Origin of the sequence: Polaribacter sp. SA4-12 (genome assembly GCF_002163675.1) — a bacterium.
In the GTDB taxonomy this organism is placed as follows: Bacteria; Bacteroidota; Bacteroidia; order Flavobacteriales; family Flavobacteriaceae; genus Polaribacter.
The window spans coordinates 3,147,760-3,169,018 of record NZ_CP019334.1; the positions used below are offsets into that span (position 1 = coordinate 3,147,760).

At 29.5% G+C, this 21,259-nt stretch carries 18 protein-coding genes and 1 pseudogene; 15 read left to right on the top strand and 4 right to left on the bottom strand.

What is annotated here, in order from left to right; all coding sequences use genetic code 11:
* The first annotated feature begins 314 nt into the window (after window positions 1-314).
* Complete coding sequence (locus BTO07_RS13650; protein ID WP_087521757.1) at window positions 315-815, top strand: hypothetical protein; 501 nt, start codon at window positions 315-317, stop codon at window positions 813-815.
* A 108-nt stretch (window positions 816-923) separates the two neighbouring features.
* Here BTO07_RS13650 and BTO07_RS17640 read toward each other — a convergent pair whose 3' ends face one another.
* Entirely contained in the window at window positions 924-3,218 is a 2,295-nt protein-coding gene (locus tag BTO07_RS17640; RefSeq protein ID WP_087521758.1) for a TonB-dependent receptor, read from the bottom strand.
* Window positions 3,219-3,337: 119 nt separating this feature from the next.
* Between BTO07_RS17640 and BTO07_RS13660 the strand changes: the two genes are divergently transcribed.
* The 13 genes from BTO07_RS13660 (at window position 3,338) to BTO07_RS13725 (ending at window position 17,986) form a co-directional block, all read left to right on the top strand.
* Entirely contained in the window at window positions 3,338-4,003 is a 666-nt protein-coding gene (locus tag BTO07_RS13660; protein ID WP_087521759.1) for a metal-dependent transcriptional regulator, read from the top strand.
* A 26-nt stretch (window positions 4,004-4,029) separates the two neighbouring features.
* Window positions 4,030-4,866 (top strand): ZIP family metal transporter, encoded by an 837-nt coding sequence (locus BTO07_RS13665; protein WP_087521760.1) that lies wholly within the window; start codon window positions 4,030-4,032, stop codon window positions 4,864-4,866.
* 77 nt (window positions 4,867-4,943) lie between these two features.
* Entirely contained in the window at window positions 4,944-8,072 is a 3,129-nt protein-coding gene (locus BTO07_RS13670) for a UvrD-helicase domain-containing protein (protein ID WP_087521761.1), read from the top strand.
* A 48-nt stretch (window positions 8,073-8,120) separates the two neighbouring features.
* Entirely contained in the window at window positions 8,121-9,314 is a 1,194-nt protein-coding gene (gene kbl / locus BTO07_RS13675; protein ID WP_087521762.1) for a glycine C-acetyltransferase, read from the top strand.
* 115 nt (window positions 9,315-9,429) lie between these two features.
* A complete protein-coding gene (locus BTO07_RS13680) occupies window positions 9,430-10,785 on the top strand; it encodes an OmpA family protein (protein ID WP_087521763.1) in 1,356 nt (451 codons plus the stop codon).
* Between the two features lie 177 nt (window positions 10,786-10,962).
* A complete protein-coding gene (atpD, locus tag BTO07_RS13685) occupies window positions 10,963-12,471 on the top strand; it encodes a F0F1 ATP synthase subunit beta (RefSeq protein WP_087521764.1) in 1,509 nt (502 codons plus the stop codon).
* 21 nt (window positions 12,472-12,492) lie between these two features.
* Window positions 12,493-12,786 (top strand): FoF1 ATP synthase subunit delta/epsilon, encoded by a 294-nt coding sequence (locus BTO07_RS13690; protein ID WP_087521765.1) that lies wholly within the window; start codon window positions 12,493-12,495, stop codon window positions 12,784-12,786.
* Window positions 12,787-13,118: 332 nt separating this feature from the next.
* Entirely contained in the window at window positions 13,119-13,733 is a 615-nt protein-coding gene (locus tag BTO07_RS13695) for a hypothetical protein (RefSeq protein WP_087521766.1), read from the top strand.
* Window positions 13,734-14,471: 738 nt separating this feature from the next.
* Window positions 14,472-15,113 carry a sensor histidine kinase gene (locus tag BTO07_RS13705; protein WP_335682121.1) on the top strand — a complete coding sequence of 214 codons (642 nt, stop codon included), beginning with the start codon at window positions 14,472-14,474 and terminating at the stop codon, window positions 15,111-15,113.
* Window positions 15,110-15,754: a response regulator transcription factor gene (locus BTO07_RS13710; protein WP_087521769.1), complete on the top strand. Its 645-nt coding sequence runs from the start codon at window positions 15,110-15,112 to the stop codon at window positions 15,752-15,754. Before BTO07_RS13705 ends, BTO07_RS13710 begins: the two co-directional genes overlap by 4 nt.
* 20 nt (window positions 15,755-15,774) lie before the next feature.
* Entirely contained in the window at window positions 15,775-16,170 is a 396-nt protein-coding gene (gene rbfA, locus BTO07_RS13715; RefSeq protein ID WP_087521770.1) for a 30S ribosome-binding factor RbfA, read from the top strand.
* 15 nt (window positions 16,171-16,185) lie between these two features.
* Window positions 16,186-17,388, top strand: coding sequence for an ABC transporter permease (locus BTO07_RS13720; protein WP_087521771.1), 1,203 nt, complete (start codon window positions 16,186-16,188; stop codon window positions 17,386-17,388).
* Window positions 17,389-17,392: 4 nt separating this feature from the next.
* Complete coding sequence (locus BTO07_RS13725) at window positions 17,393-17,986, top strand: hypothetical protein (RefSeq protein ID WP_157663354.1); 594 nt, start codon at window positions 17,393-17,395, stop codon at window positions 17,984-17,986.
* Between the two features lie 5 nt (window positions 17,987-17,991).
* On the opposite strand, the gene dusB is transcribed toward BTO07_RS13725, so the two are convergent.
* The 3 genes and pseudogenes from dusB to BTO07_RS13740 form a co-directional block, all read right to left on the bottom strand.
* Entirely contained in the window at window positions 17,992-18,990 is a 999-nt protein-coding gene (gene dusB, locus BTO07_RS13730; protein ID WP_087521773.1) for a tRNA dihydrouridine synthase DusB, read from the bottom strand.
* A gap of 6 nt (window positions 18,991-18,996) precedes the next feature.
* Entirely contained in the window at window positions 18,997-19,398 is a 402-nt protein-coding gene (locus BTO07_RS13735) for a DUF4345 domain-containing protein (protein WP_087521774.1), read from the bottom strand.
* A gap of 6 nt (window positions 19,399-19,404) precedes the next feature.
* A pseudogene (locus tag BTO07_RS13740) lies at window positions 19,405-20,627 on the bottom strand (M28 family peptidase).
* A 281-nt stretch (window positions 20,628-20,908) separates the two neighbouring features.
* Between BTO07_RS13740 and BTO07_RS13745 the strand changes: the two are divergent.
* Window positions 20,909-21,184 carry an EF-hand domain-containing protein gene (locus tag BTO07_RS13745; protein ID WP_087521775.1) on the top strand — a complete coding sequence of 92 codons (276 nt, stop codon included), beginning with the start codon at window positions 20,909-20,911 and terminating at the stop codon, window positions 21,182-21,184.
* The last annotated feature ends 75 nt before the right edge of the window (window positions 21,185-21,259 follow it).

Consider the following 21,259-nt stretch of genomic DNA (forward strand, 5'->3'; position numbering starts at 1 on the left):
AGTACATAATCTATTTATAGATTTCCAAAAATAGATTTGAAAGTATACGTTCTTATTTTTAGTTTACAGTAGGGGTTGTATTTCGTTTTAATTTTAGCTTTTTATCATTTATAAGAAAAATACTTTACGGAGTTACTTATTAATAGCTTACTATTCAAAAGTATATCTATGTAAATAAAAAACCATTAACTATTATGTTTTCTCATATAATACAATATATTTGCGTTTAGGAAGTTTTAATATTGTTTACTAATCCCCTATATGCAATGAAAATAAAATTTAATTACTTAAATATTCTCTTCTTATTTTTGACAATGTCACTTTATAGTCAAAGTGCAGATAACAAGTGGACTTTCGGTTTAGATTTAGCTTCTGTTAAATACTCAGATGCTGATGGTGCAAATCTTGGAGGTTCCTTTATAAGTCAAACACCTAGATTTTCTTTGGCAAAGTATATGTTTTCTGGAATAACTTTTGTTGGGTCGGTTTCTACTGCAATAGGAGATAATCAAAAATATACAACTTTTGACGGAATTGCTCGTTATGATTTTGGAACATCTCAAAATAATGTAGTGCCTTATATCTTTATTGGAGGTAGTTTTATTAAAGCTGCGTCTTTAACACCTACTCTTGACTTTGGAGCTGGTAATACTTTTTGGTTTTCTGATAAATATGGATTAAATATTCAGATGATGTATAAATATTCTCAAGATAAATTTGCTAGTCAGAAGTCACATATAATGCCTTCATTAGGACTGGTTTATAGTTTTAAAGGGCGCTCCCTTGTTCCAAGACTTTGGAATAGCAATCGTTAGCCTAATCTTAGTTTATAATAATAAAACTTTTTTATCTGTTGAATAATCATTTCTTTTAAATTTAATTAAAAGTTTGGATTTAAATCAACGCTTAAAACACCAATACTATTAATTACCGAATTTTAAACCAACAAATATTGTTCTTGGTGTTGCCGGACCGTAAATAAAGTTACTATCTCTTTCCTTACCAATATCAAAACTGGTTTGATAATCATCAAAAAGGTTTTTAGCTCCGGCAAATAATTCAATATTGGTATTCAATTTTTCAACATTAAATGTATAGCTAGATTTAAAACCAACTTCAGCAAAAGTAGGGGACGTGAAATATGCATCTGTAATTAAATTTTGAGGTGAAGCCAAATGAAGAATATCCATTTTACCTGTATAAACTAAGTTTACTGATGTCTTAAATTTTTGATTCGGTGTATAAGTCAATGTTGCATAACCATATGTATTAGGTGTTCTTAAAAATTTCTTTTTAGGGTCTAAAATATCTGAGTTTTCTACAGCAGTATCAAATTCACTTGATTGAAGCGTAAAGCCTATATCTACTTGAAAAATTCCATCATAATTTAAACGAGCTTCTAGGGTAATCCCTTTTACTGTTGCTCCATCTCCGTTTTGTTTTTCAAATAATTCGCCAAATTTATCACTTCCAATATTTACTTGTGTAAATGCGTCGTTTAAATGTGTGTAAAAGCTTTCAATTGTAAATCCATAGATATAATGTTCTGTAGGTCTGTCATAATTAAAAGAGATGTTATAACTTTTAGAACGCTCTTCTTTTAATTTATCCGATAAAGAAATTCTTGAAATTCCTCCACCTGCAAAAGCAATATGTAAATCGGTGTCAAAAGATTGAGGGGCTCTAAAACCTGTTCCGTATGTTGCTCTAATTTGAGCGTTTCCAAAAGGTTTTGCTAAAAAAGAAATTCTTGGACTCGCAATTACATTATCAACCAAATTATGTTTGTCTAATCTTACTCCTGTTAATAAATTTATTTTCTCTGTGATTTCCCAATCACTCTGAAAAAAGAATCCGTAGTTTTTAGTTAATTGGTCTACTTCGTAATTATAAGCAGGAATTTCATCAAAAACATCATCTTGTACAAATTCAGTTCCGATTGTAAAAAAGTTATTTCCTTTAAAAAAATCTTCAACTTTATGATTGTATTGAATTCCACCCTGATACGTTGTAGTCTCAGAATCTCCATAAGGAGGATTTGCTAAATGAGCTGTGTCTTCTGGCGTGCCAACATCTGGACGAATACCTGTGTAATGTTCTCTCCCTGTATATTGAGTAGCGAAATAAGTAATTAAAGAACTTTTATCATCATTAAAATTAATTTGATAATCTACATTACCAACATAAACATCGTGCGTACGTTCTTCCGATTGCAATGCAAAATGGGGAGCACCATCTACCATTTCTCCACCATAACGATATTCATTCATTTTACTGAAGTTGATTTCCAGTTTTTGATCATCAGTAGGTAAAAAGAAAATATTTGTACCAAAAGAATTGTTCTTTAATTCTGGTAATTCCGAAAAGTTATCTCCATTTGCATCATACAAACCTCTAGTTCTGTTGTTGATAAAAAACGAAGCTCCAGCATTTCTATCTTCATTTATAACAGTCGCATTTCCAGTAATAATGTTATCAGAAATTCCATCTATATTTTGATACGTATAGCCAATAGAATAGTTATTTTTTTTCGGTATTTTAGTAATTACATTTACAGTTCCACCAACAGCGCTAGATCCATACAAAGCAGAACCACCACCACGAATAACTTCAATTCTGTCAATCATATTTGTAGGTATTTGCTCTAAACCATATAAACCAGTTAATGGGCTAAAAATTGGGCGACCATTAATTAGAATTTGAGAATATCCACCAGCTAAACCATTCATTCTTAATTGTGTGTAATTGCAAGTTTGGCAATCGGTTTCTACACGTAAACCTGTTTGGAATTTTAAACCTTCAGATAAATTACATGCTTGTGCATTGTCTAAAGTAACACTATTAATTACGTTTACAATTACTGGGCTATTGGTTCTTCTTTTATCAGTTCTCGTTCCTGTTACCGTAATTTGATCTAACATTTCAGAATGTTCTGTCAATCTAAAATTAACGCTACTTTCTTCTGATGAATTTATTGTAATTACTTTTCTTTGAGATACAAAACCAGTAAATGAAGCTATTAAAACAATTTTATTTTTATTGCTTTTAAGTTGATAAAATCCGTTTTCATCAGTAGTTGCTCCTATTTGTGTTCCTTTAATTGATACTGAAGCAAATGGAAGTATTTCTCCTTTTGTAGAAGTTACTTTCCCTGTTATTGTTTGACTATTTATTGTAATAGTTATCAATAAAATTACAAGTGTAATGTGCTTTATCATTTTAATGTTTGAATATGAAAAAAAATATTTTTCAGCAAATATAATTTAATTTTTAGACTTGTCTAAAAATTTATTTTAATAAAAATAAAAAGTATATATTTGTTGTCTAAACTTTATAGATGTTTACACTTTCTGAAGAAAACTATTTAAAAGCAATTTATCATCTAGAATTAGATGCTGATAAAGGAATCAGTACAAATGCAATTGCTAAAAAAATAGAAACGAAAGCTTCTTCTGTTACAGATATGATTAAGAAATTATCTGAAAAAGAAGTTGTGATTTATAAAAAGTATAAAGGTGTAACGTTAACGAATTTTGGGAAGAAAACGGCAGCTAATATTGTAAGAAAACATAGATTATGGGAAGTTTTTTTAGTTGAAAAATTAAATTTTTCTTGGGATGAAGTACATGATGTTGCTGAGCAATTAGAACATATTAAATCTCCAAAATTAGTAGATCAATTAGATGCTTTTTTAGGTTTTCCATCACATGATCCTCATGGAGACCCTATTCCTGATAAAGATGGGAATTTAAAAACGATTGAAAAAAGTTTATTGTCAACTTTAGAGAAAAATGAAATCGGAATTTGTGTTGGTGTAAATGATTCTTCATCAGAATTTTTAAAATTCTTAGACAAAAAAGGAATCACTTTAGGAAAACAAATTATAGTATTAGAAAAAGAAGATTTTGATGATTCTTTATCAATTCAAATAGATAATAAGAGGCTTTCAATTTCAAATAAAATTGCTAACAATTTATATATACAAAAAGCCCATAATGGGTAATAAATAAAATAAGTAGATTTAATATTATGAGTACATTTGATCAATTAGTAGAGTACGCTAAAGAAAATCCAATTTGGGCTGCATTATATGCATCTCTTTTTACTTGGGGGTTAACAGCTGCAGGAGCAGCATTAGTATTCTTTTTTAAAAAATTAAATCGAGCAGTTTTAGACGGAATGTTAGGTTTTACAGGTGGAGTTATGGTAGCTGCAAGTTTTTGGAGTTTATTAGCACCAGCAATAGATAACAGTCCTGGAGAAGGTTTTGTTAAAGTTTTACCCGCAGCAATTGGTTTTGGTTTAGGAGCTTTATCTCTTTTCGGAATGGATAAAATTTTACCGCATTTACATATCAACTTTAAAGAAAATGAAGCAGAAGGTGTTAAAACAGAATTACATAGATCCACTTTACTGGTTTTAGCAATAACATTACATAATATTCCAGAAGGTTTGGCAGTTGGAGTTTTGTTTGGAGCAGCATCAACCTTAGTAGGAGTGGAGCAAACAGAAATGGTAATTGCTGCAATTTCATTAGCAATTGGTATCGGAATTCAGAATTTTCCAGAAGGTTTTGCAGTTGCAATGCCGTTAAGAAGACAAGGTGTTAGTAGGTTAAAAAGTTTTTGGTATGGACAATTATCTGCAGTTGTAGAACCAGTTGCAGCTGTTTTAGGAGCATTAGCAGTATCATTTTTTACACCAATTTTACCTTATGCTTTAGCATTTGCAGCAGGAGCAATGATTTTTGTAGTTGTTGAAGAAGTGATTCCAGAAACACAAAGAGATAAATATACAGATATTGCTACACTTGGTTTTATTGGTGGATTTATTGTGATGATGTCTTTAGATGTAGGTTTAGGATAGAGCTTAATTAAAAAATATAATTATAAAGCCAAACAATAACTGTTTGGCTTTTTGTATTTTGCAGTAAAAATAGTTCTGTGCAAAATTCATCTACATTTCAAGTTTATAATGCTTCAGCAGGAAGTGGTAAAACGTTTACACTTGTAAAAGAGTACTTAAAAGTTTTATTAAATTCTGATGATATTTTTTCGTTTCAAAAAATATTAGCAATTACGTTTACCAACAAAGCTGCTGGTGAAATGAAAGAGCGTGTTTTGTCTAGCTTAGAAGATTTTGCTGATGGTAAAGAAAATGACTTATTTAATATCCTAATCAAGGAAATTTCTGTTGATAAATCATTAATTCAGGAAAGAAGTAAGAGAATACTAGACGCGATTTTACAGAATTATTCTGCTTTTTCAATTACAACTATTGATAGTTTTACACATAAAATCATTAAAAGCTTTGCTTTCGATTTAGGTTTGTCGCTTAATTTTGAAGTAGAAATGGATGCAGTTTCTTTACTTAACGAAGCTGTAGATGTGTTAATTTCTAAAATTGGAACAGATAAAAAACTGACAAATCTATTGATTGATTATTCTTTAGATAAAACTGATGATGATAAATCTTGGGATATTTCTAGAGATTTAAGTGAGTTTGCAAGAATTTTACTAAATGAAGATGACGTAAAACACTTTAGAAGTTTAGCAGATAAACAATTAGACGATTTTACAAATTTAAAGACGAAGCTCTATAATCAACAGAAAGAATTAAAAGAATCGATTAAAGAGATTGGTGCAGAATGTCTTCAAATTATTGAGAATAATGATTTAGAGCATAAAGATTTTATGCGAGGAACTATTCCTAAATTCTTTAACGACTTAAGTACAAAATCTGTCAATATTGATTTTATCAAACGAAGTGAAACAATCAAAAAGGCGATAGATAATAATCAATATTATTCAAAATCGACTTTAGATGCTGTTGCAGCTTCCATAGAACAAATAATTCCTGATATTATCCGATTATTTAAAGAGTCTGAGTTAATTTTTCAGCAATTTTCAATGAATAAATTAGCGTTGAAAAGTATCATTCCTTTAGCTGTTTTAAATAATATCAATTCTGAATTAGAAACTATAAAAGAAGATAATAACATTCGATTGAACGCAGAGTTTAATCAGCTTATTTCTGATAACATAAAAGACCAACCAGCGCCATTTATTTATGAAAGGATTGGGCAGCGATTTCAACATTATTTTATTGATGAAATGCAGGATACTTCTGTGTTACAATGGCAAAATTTAGTTCCGTTAATTGATAATACTTTAGCGCAAGAAAATAGTAATTTATTGTTGGTTGGCGATGGTAAACAAGCAATTTACAGATGGCGAGGAGGAAAAGCAGAACAGTTTATTGAGTTAGGTTCAGATAGAGTAAATCCTTTTCATGTTTCAAAAGAAATTAAAAACTTAGAAACCAATTTCAGGAGTTATTCCGAAATCATCAATTTTAATAATACATTTTTTCAGCATACTGCTAATTTCCTTCAAAATGAATCGTATAAACATTTGTTTGTAGAAGGGAATAAGCAAATAGAAAATTCTAAAAAAGGTGGTTATGTTTCGTTAAGTTTTCTTGATAAAAATGAAGATAAAGACATTGAGAAAGTAAAATATCCACAGAAAGTTTTAGAAAAAATAAATCAATTAAAGGAGAGCTTTTCTTTAAATGAAATCTGTGTTTTAACAAGAACAAGAAAAGATGGAGTTGCTGTTGCAAATTATCTTTCAAAGCAAGGTGTGAATATTGTTTCTTCAGAAACATTGTTGCTTCAAAATAGTGGAAAGGTTTCTTTTATTATTGACATTCTAAAGGTTTTTCAAAACCCAAGTGATGAAGAGTCTCGTTTTGAAATGCTTTATTTTTTACATCAACATTTAGAAATAGCAGGTCCTAAAAATGATTTTTTTAAAGAATTTTCTAAAGCTGATAATCAAACTATTTTAGAGTATTTAAAAAGTTACGGAGTTTCGTTTGATGCTTCGTCTTTTCATCAATTACCATTTTACGAAAAAATAGAAGAGATAATTAGAGGTTTTAATTTGGTTAATTCTTCGGATGCTTATATTCAGTTTTTCTTAGATGTCGTTTTAGAACGACAAAGAAATGGAACTGATATTGGTGAGTTTTTAGAATTTTGGGAACTCAAAAAAGATAGATTGAGTATTGTTGCGCCAGAAAGCGCAAGTGCTGTTCAGATAATGACGATTCATAAATCTAAAGGATTAGAGTTTCCTGTCGTTATTTTTCCTTGTGATGTTGATATTTATAGACAAATAAAACCAAAATCGTGGCTAAATGAATTGCCAGAATCTTATGATGGTTTTAGTGAACTTTTGGTAGATTATAGTAAGAGTTTAAGTATTGTGAGCGAAAGAGGTTTGGATATTTATAATCATCAAAGAGAAGAATTAGAACTAGATAATTTTAATTTATTATATGTTACTTTAACTAGAGCTGTAGAGCAATTACACGTTATAACTGAGAAAAAACTATCTTCCAAAGGTGAAGAGAATGCAAATTTCTATTCAGGTGTTTTTATTAATTATTTAAAACAACAAGATCTTTGGAATGATGAGGTTTTAGAATATTCTTTTGGTGATGAAAAAAGAGTGAGTAAAAATGAAACAGAAACTTCTGTAGCTGAAATTCACGAGAAATTTATTTCAACACCTTGGCAAGAACATAATATCGTTTTATTAGCGAATTCTTCTAAATTATGGAATACAGAACAAGGTGAGGCTATTAATTTTGGAAATTTATTTCATGAAATATTTGCTAAAATTATCACTAAAAAAGATGTTGATAGTGTTGTTTCTCAATACAATCAGCAAGGTGTTTTAGATGATGATCAAACAGCGTTTATCAAAAAAAGTATTTATGATGTTGTAAATCACCCAGATTTAGCAATTTACTTCTCTGATAATGTTGTGGTTTTTAATGAAAGAGAAATTGTAGATATAGACAATTTAGTGATTATTCCTGATAGACTCGTTTTTACTGCAAAAAGGGAAGTTGTAATTATTGATTATAAGACAGGAAATCCATCAACAGAACATCATCAACAGCTTTTAAAATATGAAAGAGTTTTAATGTCGATGAATTATAAAGTTGGAAAAAAAATACTAATATATATTAATAATGAAATTGATGTAGTTGAAGTATAATCAAAAAAAATAAACTTTGTAACTTCGCATTTCTTAATTTGATAAAAAATGTACGGTAAAATTAAAGATACTCTAAAGAAAGAGATTCAAGAAATAAAGGATGCTGGTTTATATAAGTCTGAAAGAATTATAACTTCATCACAAGATGCAGTTATAAAAATTTCTACTGGCGAAGAGGTAATTAACTTTTGTGCCAATAACTATTTAGGGTTGTCAAATCATCCAGAAGTAATTCAAGCAGCAAAAGATACTATGGATACGCATGGTTTCGGAATGTCGTCTGTAAGATTTATCTGCGGAACACAAGATATTCACAAGCAGCTAGAAAAAACAATTGCTAATTTCTACACAACAGAAGACACGATATTATATGCAGCAGCTTTTGATGCAAATGGAGGTGTTTTTGAACCTTTGTTAACTAAAGAAGATGCAATTATTTCTGATAGTTTAAATCATGCTTCAATTATTGACGGAGTTCGTTTGTGTAAAGCTGCACGTTATCGTTATAATAATAATGACATGACTTCTTTAGAAGAACAATTGATTGAAGCAAATAAACAAAATCACAGATTTAAAATTATTGTTACTGACGGTGTTTTTTCAATGGATGGAATTGTCGCTAAGTTAGATGAGATTTGTGATTTAGCAGATAAATATGATGCTTTAGTTATGGTTGATGAATGCCATGCAACTGGTTTTATAGGGAAAACAGGAAGAGGAACTGTTGAATTAAAGAATGTAATGGACAGGGTTGATATTGTAACTGGTACTTTAGGGAAAGCTTTAGGAGGTGCAATGGGAGGTTATACAACTGGTAAAAAAGAAATTATTGAAATTTTACGTCAACGATCAAGACCTTATTTGTTTTCAAATTCTTTAGCACCTGGAATTGTAGGGGCAACTTTAAAAGTATTCGATTTAATTTCTGATGATACTTCACTTAGAGATAAATTAGAATGGAATACCAATTACTTTAGAACAGAAATGGAAAAAGCAGGTTTCGATTTAGTTGGTGCAGACGCAGCAATTGTTCCTGTTATGTTATATGACGCTAAATTGTCTCAAGTAATGGCAAATAAGTTATTAGAAAAAGGAATATATGTTATTGGTTTCTTTTTTCCTGTTGTTCCTAAAGAAAAAGCGAGGATAAGGGTGCAGTTATCAGCTGCTCATACCAAAGATCATCTAAATAAAGCTATTACTGCCTTTATTGAAGTGGGTAGGGAGTTGAAAATAATTTAGAATAGATAAAAACTTGCGGTTTTAGTAATATTTTATAGATTTATCTTTGTAGATAAGTTTTAAGAACTTACTTTTGCTTATAATAATAACGAACTTTTAATTTAAAAATTTGATAATGAAACAATTAAAATTAGCTGTGATAGCTTTGTTTACGTTGGTAACAGTTAGTAACGTAAACGCACAAGATGAAAACAACCCTTGGGCTGTAGGATTTGGTGTAAACATAGTAGATTTCTATAATGGAGATGATTTTACTAAACAACTTGAAGATTTAGTAGGGAATAAAGATTGGAATATCTTACCTTCTATATCTAGAATTTCTGGAGAAAAATATTTAGATAAAGGTTTTTCTTTACAATTAGCTGGGTCTATAAATAAAATAGAAACTGTAAGTATAGAAGATGATTCTGATTTTCTTTATTGGGCTTTTGATGCAATTGTTAAGTATGATTTAAATAACTTAGTAGGTGATACTTCTTGGTTTGATCCTTATGTATATTTAGGTGGAGGTTATACTTCTGTTGATTCTAATGGTGAAGGAATGGCTAACGTAGGTTTTGGTTTTAATACTTGGTTTAATGAAAACCTAGGGTTAAATTTTCAAACAGGAACAAAAGTAGGTTTTTCTGATAATGTTAGATCTCATTACCAAACTGCTTTAGGTTTAGTAATTAAATTTGGCGGAAAAGACACTGATTCTGATGGTGTATATGATAAAGATGATGCTTGTCCAGAGGTTGCAGGTTTAAAAGAATTTAACGGTTGTCCTGATGCTGATGGCGATGGAGTAAAAGATTCTGATGATGCTTGTCCTAATGTTGCAGGTTTAGCAGCTATGAATGGTTGTCCTGATTCTGACGGAGACGGTGTAGCTGATAAAGATGATATGTGTGCTAATTCTAAAGGAACTAAAGCTAACAAAGGTTGTCCTGATACTGACGGAGATGGTGTTGTTGATAAAGATGATAAATGTGCTTCTATAGCTGGACCAGCTGCTAATGCAGGTTGTCCTTGGCCAGATACTGATGGAGATAGCATTTTAGATAAAGATGATAAATGTCCAAATGTTGCAGGTGTTGCTTCTGAGGGTGGTTGTCCAGAAAAAGTAATAACTAAAGAAGCTAGTGCAGCAATTGCATTTACAGCTAAATCTATATTATTTAATACTGGAAGATCTTCATTTAAATCTGGAGTTACTAAACAATTAGATGCTATTGTAGCTATTATGAATAAAAACCCAAGAGCAACATTTGCTATTGGAGGTCATACAGATAGTTCTGGTTCTGCATCAGTTAACTTAAATATTTCTAATAAAAGAGCAATTGCTGTTAGAGATTACTTAGTTAGAAAAGGTGTAGATGCTACTAGATTAGAAGCAAAAGGATTCGGAGAAGGATTCCCAGTTGATTCTAATAAAACTAGAGCAGGTAGAGCTAACAACAGAAGAGTTGAGATTAAAGTTACTAACTAGTATCTTTTTTAAATAAAATTTAAAAGCCTCATCAATTTGATGAGGCTTTTTTTTATATTCATAATTTTCGTTTTAAAGTAAAAAAACTTTTTAGTTTCATTCTAAAAAATTACCTTTGCATCCTGAAAATGAGAGTTAAGTCTCGTAAATAAAATAATAACTTTAATTAGATACATAATGTCTACAATAACAGGTAAAGTTTCTCAGATTATAGGGCCAGTAATTGATGTTGAATTCAATACTGAAAATGAACTTCCTAAAATTTACGATTCTTTAGAAATCAAAAAAGCTGACGGTTCTATTTTAGTACTAGAAGTACAACAACATATTGGAGAAGATACAGTTAGAACTATTTCAATGGATGCTACTGATGGATTAAGTAGAGGGACAGAAGTTGTCGCTACAGGAAGTCCTATTCAAATGCCAATTGGAAACGATATTTATGGTCGTTTGTTTAATGTAACAGGTGATGCTATTGATGGTTTAGGGAATTTGAAAAAAGAAGGTAAAGATGGTTTGCCAATTCACAGATCTGCACCTAAATTTGAAGATTTATCAGTATCTACAGAAGTATTATTTACAGGAATTAAAGTAATCGATTTAATTGAGCCTTATGCAAAAGGAGGTAAAATTGGATTATTTGGAGGAGCTGGAGTAGGTAAAACAGTACTAATTCAAGAGTTAATTAACAATATTGCAAAAGGACATGGTGGTTTATCAGTTTTTGCAGGTGTTGGTGAAAGAACTCGTGAAGGAAATGATTTACTTCGTGAAATGCTAGAATCAGGAATTATCAAATATGGTGATGACTTTATGCATTCTATGGAAGAAGGAGGATGGGATTTATCTAAGGTTGATAAACCTGGAATGAAAGACTCTAAAGCTACTTTCGTATTTGGACAAATGAATGAGCCACCTGGAGCACGTGCACGTGTTGCATTATCTGGTTTAACTATAGCAGAATATTTTAGAGATGGAGCAGGAGAAGCACAAGGAAAAGATGTACTTTTCTTCGTAGATAATATTTTCCGTTTTACTCAAGCAGGTTCTGAAGTGTCAGCACTTTTAGGACGTATGCCATCAGCAGTAGGTTACCAACCAACATTGGCAACTGAAATGGGGGCAATGCAAGAACGTATTACTTCAACTAAAAAAGGTTCTATTACATCTGTACAAGCGGTTTATGTACCTGCAGATGATTTAACAGATCCAGCACCAGCAACAACGTTTGCGCATTTAGATGCTACAACAGTATTATCTCGTAAAATTGCAGAATTAGGTATTTATCCTGCAGTAGATCCTTTAGATTCTACTTCAAGAATTTTATCTGCTGATATTTTAGGTGATGAACATTATAACACTGCAACGGCTGTAAAAGAAATTTTACAACGTTATAAAGAGTTACAAGATATTATCGCAATTTTAGGTATGGAAGAATTATCTGAAGAAGATAAACTTGTAGTTCATAGAGCTAGACGTGTACAACGTTTCTTATCTCAACCTTTCCACGTAGCTGAACAATTTACTGGTATACCAGGAGTTTTAGTTGATATTAAAGACACTATTAAAGGATTTAATATGATTATGGATGGTGAGTTAGATAAATATCCTGAAGCAGCATTTAACTTAAGAGGATCAATTCAAGATGCAATTGATGCTGGAGAGAAAATGTTAGCAGAAGCATAGTAATCGTTTAAAATATACTATATGTATTTAGAGATTGTAACACCAGAAGCTATTTTATTTTCATCAGAAGTTGATTCTTTATCAGTTCCTGGAGTAGATGGAGAGTTTCAAATGCTAAATAATCACGCGCCAGTTGTTTCTAATTTAATAGAAGGAACAGTTAAAATTCACGTTCATTCTCAAACTAATTTAAAATTAGATGAGTTGGATGGAAAGTTAATTCCTGATGGAGCTGATGATAAAATTTTAACACTACTTATTAATTCTGGAACATTAGAATTAAATGATAATAAAGCAATTATTTTAGCAGATTAAATTCTTAAAATAATTATAAATTAAAGGTCTCAAAACAATTATGTTTTGAGACCTTTTTTAATTAAAACACTTTTATAGTAAGGTGTTTTTGCGCAATTTCCCCTGACTACTTTTTCTTAATTTCTATTACAAAATTGATTATTCTTCTTCAATAATGCATCAGTGTAAACCATGATAATTAAACAGGTAAAACACCCTTTTTAAGAAAGTGTTAAGTTGGTTTTTTAGGGTTAAAGTGTAGGTATATAGTGTTTTATGTGTGTTTTTATTTTTTATTTTTTGTAAGTTCTAATTATATTGTATTTTCATAGAAATTAATCTAATTTTTATTTATGAAAACATCTTATAATTTTTTTTCAATCTTATTTATCTCATTATTCATTTTTAGTTGTAAAACTGAATGCAATCATGAAGATCATAAAATTAATGATTCTAGACCTTCTAACGCAATCAGTTATCAAGAAATGGCAAGTATGTTTAATCAATACGATATTGGCCAGAAAAAGGTGTTAGATAAATATAGAGGAGAGTTTACAAAAGATCCTAAAGATGCAATTGAAAGTATTTCTCACTTTTATGAACTAAATGATTTAAAGCAATACATTGCTTATTTAGAAAAATTATCAAAAGAAAAAGAAATAAAATTAACAGGAATAAGAATTTTCTCAGCAGCATACCCAAGAGAGCATTCAGATAGATCTTTAAGAGGAAGACACACTTTAGTTTTTATGCCAACTGCAAAAATTGGTGATAAATATGATGTTGCTTTTGAACCTTTATATTCTGAAAAAGGACAACCTATTCAGTTTACAGAATTTTTAGATAAATATAGTGGCAAAGAAACGAAACAAGTTAATAGAGCTTCTTTTATTCCATTTATGAATACACAGGTTAAATTATTACTTAGTTCTGGAGCAAATAGATTAGATCCTACACCACCAATGTAATATGTTAATCAATATTATCTATTTATTATCATTCATATCTACATTAATTTATGTCGTTTTCTATTTTAGAAAATCTTTCGATATAAATTTAAGATATTTTTCAGCATATTTGTTTTTTATGTTTTTACTTGAGGTTATTGCGAAGTATGTTAAATATCTAGGATATGATAATTTGTGGGTTTATAACAGCCTTACCTTTATTGAGTTTAATTGTTTATTCTTTTTTTTAATAGGGGTTATTTTATCAATAAAAATTAAAAAAATAGTATTGTATATAGTGTACATCTTCAATACTATTTATATTCTAACTAATATATATTATTTATGGTTAGAAGATTATTTTGTAACTTATAACTCTATTGCGTCAATTTCAGGAAGTTTTTTAATATCAATAGTTATATTTTTGTTTTTTAGAGATTTTTTAAATTCTGATAAAATTTTAAATTATAGGAAAACTCTTTCTTTTTGGATCTCTTTTGGTTTGTTGTTTTATTATTTAGGAACAATTCCTTTTACTAGCATAATTAATTTTTTGAATTATATTCCACAATCAAGTAAAATATATTTGATTAAAGTTCAATTTTTTTTAACAATATTTATGTATTGTTGTTTTATATTCGGAGCCTTATGGAGTCAAAAGCGAGTCAAATAATACTTTATGCAACAACATTAATAATAGTATTGTTCGTTATTTTTATAGTTTTGTTATTTGGGTTTTTTCAAAAAAGGAAAAATTTATTGCTACAACAACAAGCGGAAAATAAAAAACGTTTTGAAAGAGAAATTGCTGAAACTCAAATAGAGATTAGAGAAGAAACCCTAAGAAATATTAGTTGGGAGTTGCACGATAATATTGGTCAGTTATTAACGTTGGCAAAAATTCAATTGCAAAGTGCTACAGTTGATAATTTGAATGATGTTTCTGAAACGATAACAAAAGGTTTAACAGAAGTAAGAGCTTTATCAAAATTGATAAATCCAGAAGCAATAAAAAATATAAACCTGAAGGACGCTGTTCAACTAGAAATTGACCGATTTAATAGATTAAATTTTATCAAATCAACTTTAATAGTAACTGGTAAAGAGCAAAAGATAAACGAAAAAGCGAGTATTATTATTTTTAGAATATTGCAGGAATTTTTTTCAAATACGATTAAACATTCGAAAGCTTCTAATTTATTTGTTGAAATATCATTTAATGAAGGTGTATTATATATTTTAGTAAAAGATGATGGAGTTGGCTTTTCATCCGAAGAAAATAAACCTACCGGAATTGGATTAGAAAATATTAAAAATAGAGCAAAATTAATCGGGGCTACTGCTGTTTTTATATCCGAAATAAATAAAGGAACATCCTTAAATATAGTATATAAGTTATGATAAAATATTCAGTTGTTATTGTAGATGATCATACATTGCTTTCCCAAGCAATAGCTGCAATGGTTAATACATTCAGTAAATTTAAAGTGTTATATACTTGTAAAAACGGACAAGAATTAATTGATAAATTTTCATCATCTCCCAAATTTATTCCTGATGTAGTTTTAATGGATATTAATATGCCAATAATGAACGGAATTGAAACTACAGAATGGATTACTAAAAACCACCAAGAAGTTAATGTAATGGCGCTTTCTGTTGAAGATGAAGAAGCAACGATTCTAAAAATGCTAAAAGTTGGCGCTATTGGGTATTTGTTAAAAGATACAGAAAAAGCGGTTTTAGAAAGTGCGTTGGTAGAAATAGTTGAAAACGGATTTTATCACACAAAAAGTGTGACAAATTTATTAATGAAATCACTTTCTGGTAATGGAAAAGAAGAAATTCTATTAAATGATAGACAGGTTACTTTTATGAAACATGCTTGTTCTGAATTAACCTATAAAGAAATTGCAGATAGAATGTGTTTAAGTCCAAAAACGATAGACGGATATAGAGATGTTTTATTTACAAAACTGAATGTAAAAAATAGAGTAGGATTAGTCATGTATGCTATTAAAAATAAAATTTACACTCCATAAAAAAAGTGTAAATTTGCAGCATGGAAGAAACGAATAGACAGCGAAAGATTGCAGGGGTATTACAAAAAGATTTAGTAGACGTTCTGCAAAAGGCAGCACAAGATGGTATGAGAGGAGTAATTATTTCTGTATCTAAAGTTCATGTAACTTCAGATTTAGGAATCGCTAAAGTATATTTAAGTGTTTTTCCTTCAGATAAAAGAGAAGATATTATTAAAGGTGTGCAGTCTAATACTGCTACAATACGTTATGAAATGGCGTCTAGAACGAAACACCAACTACGTAGAATGCCAGAGTTATTGTTTTATGGTGATGACACTTTAGATTATAATGAAGGTATTGATAAGTCTTTAAAAGGAGATGACGAGAATCCTATTAAAAACCCTAGTGTTTTACCTAGACGTAAAAAACAATAAATTCAGAGAACTTATTTGAATTTTCCTTTATACATAGCCAAAAGATATTTATTTTCAAAAACGAGTAATAATGCCATAAACATTATTACAATAATTGCTTCTTTTGGAGTAATTGTTGGCGCTTTAGCTTTGTTTATAATTCTTTCTGGTTTTTCTGGGTTGCGTACTTTTAGTTATAGTTTGTTAGATGTTTCAGATCCTGATATTAAAATTACAGCTAGTAAAGGAAAAACCTTTCTGTATACAAAAAATGTTCAGCAGAATTTAGAAAATAATACTTCAATTGATGCTTTTTCTAAAATTGTTGAAGAACGTGTTTTTTTAGAGTATAATGACAAAAGTGAAATCGCTTTTATAAAAGGAGTAGAAGAGAATTATAATTCGATTACACATATAGATTCCGTTTTAAATTTAGGGAATTGGTTAGATAAAGAGTTGCCAAAAACAGCAGTTGTTGGTAACGGTATTTCTAGAAAACTGTCTTTAGGTATTTTGAATTTTGGAGCACCTTTATCTATTATGGTTCCGAAACCTGGAGTTGGTTTTATAAATCCAAATAATGCATTCTATAAAATGGATGTACAAATTGTTGGGTTATATTCAGGAACTGAAGATTTTGAAAATAAGTTTGTTTTTGTTTCAATAAATGACGCTAAGAATCTATTGAAGTATAAAGAAAATCAATTTACAGGAATTGAAATTAAATTAAAAGATACCTCAGAAGCTGATTTGTTTGCAGAAGAACTTCAAGAACAATTAGGTAGTCAATTTAAAGTGCAAACCAAACAACAATTAAACGAAGTTTTCTATAAGGTGATAAATACAGAAAATTTTGTGTCTTATCTTATTTTTACATTGATTGTAATCATTGCTTTATTCAATGTAATTGGAGCGATAATTATGATGATTATCGATAAAAAATCAAACTTAAAAACCCTTTTTAGTCTGGGAGCAACCATTAAAGAAATTAAAAAAATCTTTGTAATGCAAGGTTTTTTGCTGACTTTTTTAGGAATGTTAATTGGTTTAACATTGGGCGTTTTATTAGTTATTATTCAAAAACAGTTTGGATTATTTATGATAACTCAAAATTTACCTTATCCAGTAGAATTTAGATTTTCTAATCTTTTTATTGTGATTGCTACAATTACAGTTTTAGGTTTTATAGCATCTAAAATTGCAAGTAGTAGAATTACGAAAGAGTTTATTGAAAGATAATTTCATGAAAAATTATATACAGTTAATCATTCTTTTTTTCTGCTTACTATTGATTTTTTCATGTGCTTCTATTAATCAAAATAGTATTAAAAAAGATGGAGCATTCGAAAAATTGGATAGTTTAAAAAAAACAAAAAGAATTATAAATTATTCTGTTAAAATAGACGGTAAAAACTGGTTGTCGCACAACAAAATTACACCTGAATTTGGAGCGCTTTACTATTATATAAAAGTTGCAGGAGATAGTGTTCCATCAAATTATTCTACAGTTTCAATTAATATACATAGCAATCGAGTAAATAAAGGTTGGCAGAAACCAATTAGTATTGAAGATTATTTAGAGCGATTTGTAAAACTTAAAGGGAAATATAAAGATTTTAAAAATAATATAATTGATATAAAGCATACTAGATATGGTAAATCTTATTTGGTGAAATTTAAAGATATTAGAACTTATAATTATACAAATGCATCTTTCTTGTTTTTTTACAAAAACTATGGATACGCAATCGAATATTCAGCTTTAGATAATTATTATGATGTTTTTTTATCCGAAGTAGAAAAAATAGTGCAATCGTTTAAAGTAGAGGAAAAGTAAAATATTTAAAATTGTGGAATAATAGTATTCCCAAACTTAGCTTCAACTTCATCAAACGTAGCAAAAACATCTTTTGCATCATCAGAAGTTACCATTTTCATTCTATATTCTTTAAAATGCGGAATTCCTTTAAAGTAATTCGTGTAATGTCTTCTTGTTTCAAAAACACCTAAAACAGGTCCTTTCCAATCAATAGCCATTTGTAAATGCCTTCTTGCCATTTCTACACGTTGTGCAATTGTTGGTTTTGCTAAATAGGTTCCCGTTTTAAAATAATGCTTTATTTCATTAAAAAACCAAGGGTAACCAATAGCAGCTCTACCAATCATACAACCATCTAATCCATAAGAATCTCTCATCTCCATAGCTTTTTCAGGAGAAGTTACATCTCCATTTCCAAAAACAGGAATGTGCATTCTTTGGTTGTTTTTTACTTCAGCAATTGGTTTCCAATCTGCTTCACCTTTATACATTTGTGCACGCGTTCTACCATGAATAGAGATTGCCGCACAACCAACATCTTGCAAGCGTTCTGCTACTTCTACAATTCTAATAGAATCATGATCCCAACCTAAGCGAGTTTTTACAGTAACAGGTAAATTGGTGTGTTTTACCATGGCTTCTGTAAGTGAAACCATTAAATCTATGTCTTTTAAAATTCCTGCCCCAGCACCTTTAGAAACTACTTTTTTTACAGGACATCCAAAATTAATATCAATAATATCTGGATTCGATTTTTCAACAATCTCAACTGTTTTTAACATCGATTCTAAATTGGCGCCAAAAATCTGAATTCCTACAGGACGTTCTTTTTCGTAAATATCTAACTTCATAATGCTTTTTGCAGCATCGCGAATCAATCCTTCAGAAGAAATAAATTCTGTATACACAACATCTGCACCATGTTCTTTACACAATGCTCTAAAAGGTGGGTCAGATACGTCTTCCATTGGTGCTAATAATAATGGAAAGTCCGGAAGTTCTATGTTGCCTATTTTTACCAAAACTGTTTAATTTTTTGCGAAATTAGTGTTTTTATTTGTCAGAAGCCAAAAACTATAGAAACCTAAAAATAATTCTGCAAAAGTTCCAAAGATATAGCCAAAAGTTGGGGTTCCGTCTAAAAACAGACTTATCACTCTTCCAGAACCTAAACCTAGCATAAAAATCATATTTGTTAAGATTGCAGTTTTTAAGTAAGTAGGTTTAAAGATTCCTAAAATCCATAAAGTTGAAAACCCTATATATAATCCCATAATTGCTTTAAAAAAATTATGCTCATCTATTGTATTTAAATGAATGTCGAATTGAGAACTTGGATCAAATCCGTAAAATATTGAAACAGGAACTACAATTAGAACAGAAATTATTAAATGAATTTTATGAATGAAGTCTTGCTTTGTATTTATCATTTTAAATTAAAAGTTGATTTCCTTTTCCACTTCTTTTTCGCCTCTTTTTACAATAACCTTACTTTTGTCTCCTTTTTCAAAAACAGATAAAGCTCTCATATAACTCATCATATTAGTTACCAAACTATCACCTAGTTTAATAACAATATCACCTTTTTGTAAACCAGCTTTTTGTGCTGGCTTATCTTCAGAGATACCATCAATTCGCATTCCTTTTCCATCAAACATATAATCGGGAATTACACCCAAGCCAACTTTAAAACGTGGGGAGTTTTTACCTTCATTTTTTGTTTTTTTGAAAACTAATTTTCCATTATCATTTAAATCAGAAATAATATTAAAGATGTAATTACTGATGGTTTCCATCCCTTCGTAATTCAACTTTTCAGCATCGTCTCCAGGTTTATGATAATCTTCATGCTGACCCGTAAAAAAGTGTAAAACAGGAATATCAGCTAAATAAAAACTAGTATGATCACTTGGTCCAACACCAGATTCTTGCTGAATTAGTTTAAAACTGTCGTTATGAGATTTTAAAGTTTGTTTAAAAATAGGTGAAGTACCAGTTCCATAAACAGCTAAAGCAGTATCTTTTTTTAATCTTCCAACCATATCCATATTAATCATGTAAGAAACTTTCTTAGTATCAATAGTTGGGTTCTTTACAAAATAATTAGAACCAAGAAGTCCCATTTCTTCACCAGAAAAAGTAATAAATAGATAATTATTCTTTGTATTTTTCTTTTTCAGTTTTGCAACTAAATTTAATAAAATAGCCACTCCGGAAGCATTATCATCTGCACCATTATGAATTGCTTTTATAGAATCTCTGTATAAAGAACCTTCGCCTCCAAAACCTAAGTGATCAAAATGGGCTCCAATTATTACAGTGTTTTTTGCCTTATTATCTACAAAACCGATAACGTTATTTCCAGTAATTGTTCCATCACCATTACATCAAACTTCACTTCATCATGTGGGTTTGTTTTAGGTTTAAAAGTAAAAGGTTGTAAGAAACCTTTCGTTCCTTTTGCTTGTAAGTTTAACTCTTTAAATCTTTTTTGAATATAATCGGCAGCAGCTTTTTCGCCCTTTGTACCGGTTTGTCTTCCTTCTAATTTATCCGAAGCTAAAAATAATACATCTTCTTTAATTCTAGTTTCTTGATTAATTATTGGTTTACAAGAAACTATAAAAGAGAAAAAGATTAAAAATAGGATATTTTTCATAATGTTATTTTTTACAAAATTAGAGAATTATTATAACTTATTGAATTCTATGAGAATATAGATAAAATGGTTTTAAAGTTTAACCTTAAGTTGGTTTATTATTTATAGAATTATTGGTTTTGGTTTAAATGATGAGTTAGAACGTCAAATTAATGTTTTATAAGCTATACAAGTCTCTTTGTTTCTTTTTGTAATATAAAATGTTCAAAATAGTTTATTTTTATTATGTAAATCAACTTTATTTATTATCTTAATACCCTACTTATTTAAAAAGAAAAAATATGGGGGCAAAAGAAAATATTTTAAGAAAAATTAGAATTTTAATTACCAATCAATTCGATTCACCAGAAGAAGCTTTTAGTTTTTTTGACTCAGACAAAGATGGAAGGTTAAAGAAATCTGAGATAAAAAAATTACTAAAAAGTGCTGCAGTAAATGGTTTTATAAGAGGTGTTGTTGCTAAAGAACTATTAAAAGGCTACGATAAATCTAGTGATGATACTATAAACTGGGAAGAGTTTAAAGTCGCAATTGAAGAATTAGAACGAGATTTATAAAAGAATATATTTCCAAAAAAAAAGTACAATGAATCTCATTGTACTTTTTTTATTTGAGAAGGTCTGTAAATAGCA

Coding starts and splice junctions, on each gene's coding strand:
- BTO07_RS13650 (WP_087521757.1), top strand. CDS start 315: ATGTCACTTTATAGTCAAAGTGCAGATAACAAGTGGACTTTCGGTTTA.
- BTO07_RS17640 (WP_087521758.1), bottom strand. CDS start 3,218: ATGATAAAGCACATTACACTTGTAATTTTATTGATAACTATTACAATA.
- BTO07_RS13660 (WP_087521759.1), top strand. CDS start 3,338: ATGTTTACACTTTCTGAAGAAAACTATTTAAAAGCAATTTATCATCTA.
- BTO07_RS13665 (WP_087521760.1), top strand. CDS start 4,030: ATGAGTACATTTGATCAATTAGTAGAGTACGCTAAAGAAAATCCAATT.
- kbl (WP_087521762.1), top strand. CDS start 8,121: ATGTACGGTAAAATTAAAGATACTCTAAAGAAAGAGATTCAAGAAATA.
- BTO07_RS13680 (WP_087521763.1), top strand. CDS start 9,430: ATGAAACAATTAAAATTAGCTGTGATAGCTTTGTTTACGTTGGTAACA.
- atpD (WP_087521764.1), top strand. CDS start 10,963: ATGTCTACAATAACAGGTAAAGTTTCTCAGATTATAGGGCCAGTAATT.
- BTO07_RS13690 (WP_087521765.1), top strand. CDS start 12,493: ATGTATTTAGAGATTGTAACACCAGAAGCTATTTTATTTTCATCAGAA.
- BTO07_RS13695 (WP_087521766.1), top strand. CDS start 13,119: ATGAAAACATCTTATAATTTTTTTTCAATCTTATTTATCTCATTATTC.
- BTO07_RS13710 (WP_087521769.1), top strand. CDS start 15,110: ATGATAAAATATTCAGTTGTTATTGTAGATGATCATACATTGCTTTCC.
- rbfA (WP_087521770.1), top strand. CDS start 15,775: ATGGAAGAAACGAATAGACAGCGAAAGATTGCAGGGGTATTACAAAAA.
- BTO07_RS13725 (WP_157663354.1), top strand. CDS start 17,393: ATGAAAAATTATATACAGTTAATCATTCTTTTTTTCTGCTTACTATTG.
- BTO07_RS13735 (WP_087521774.1), bottom strand. CDS start 19,398: ATGATAAATACAAAGCAAGACTTCATTCATAAAATTCATTTAATAATT.
- BTO07_RS13745 (WP_087521775.1), top strand. CDS start 20,909: ATGGGGGCAAAAGAAAATATTTTAAGAAAAATTAGAATTTTAATTACC.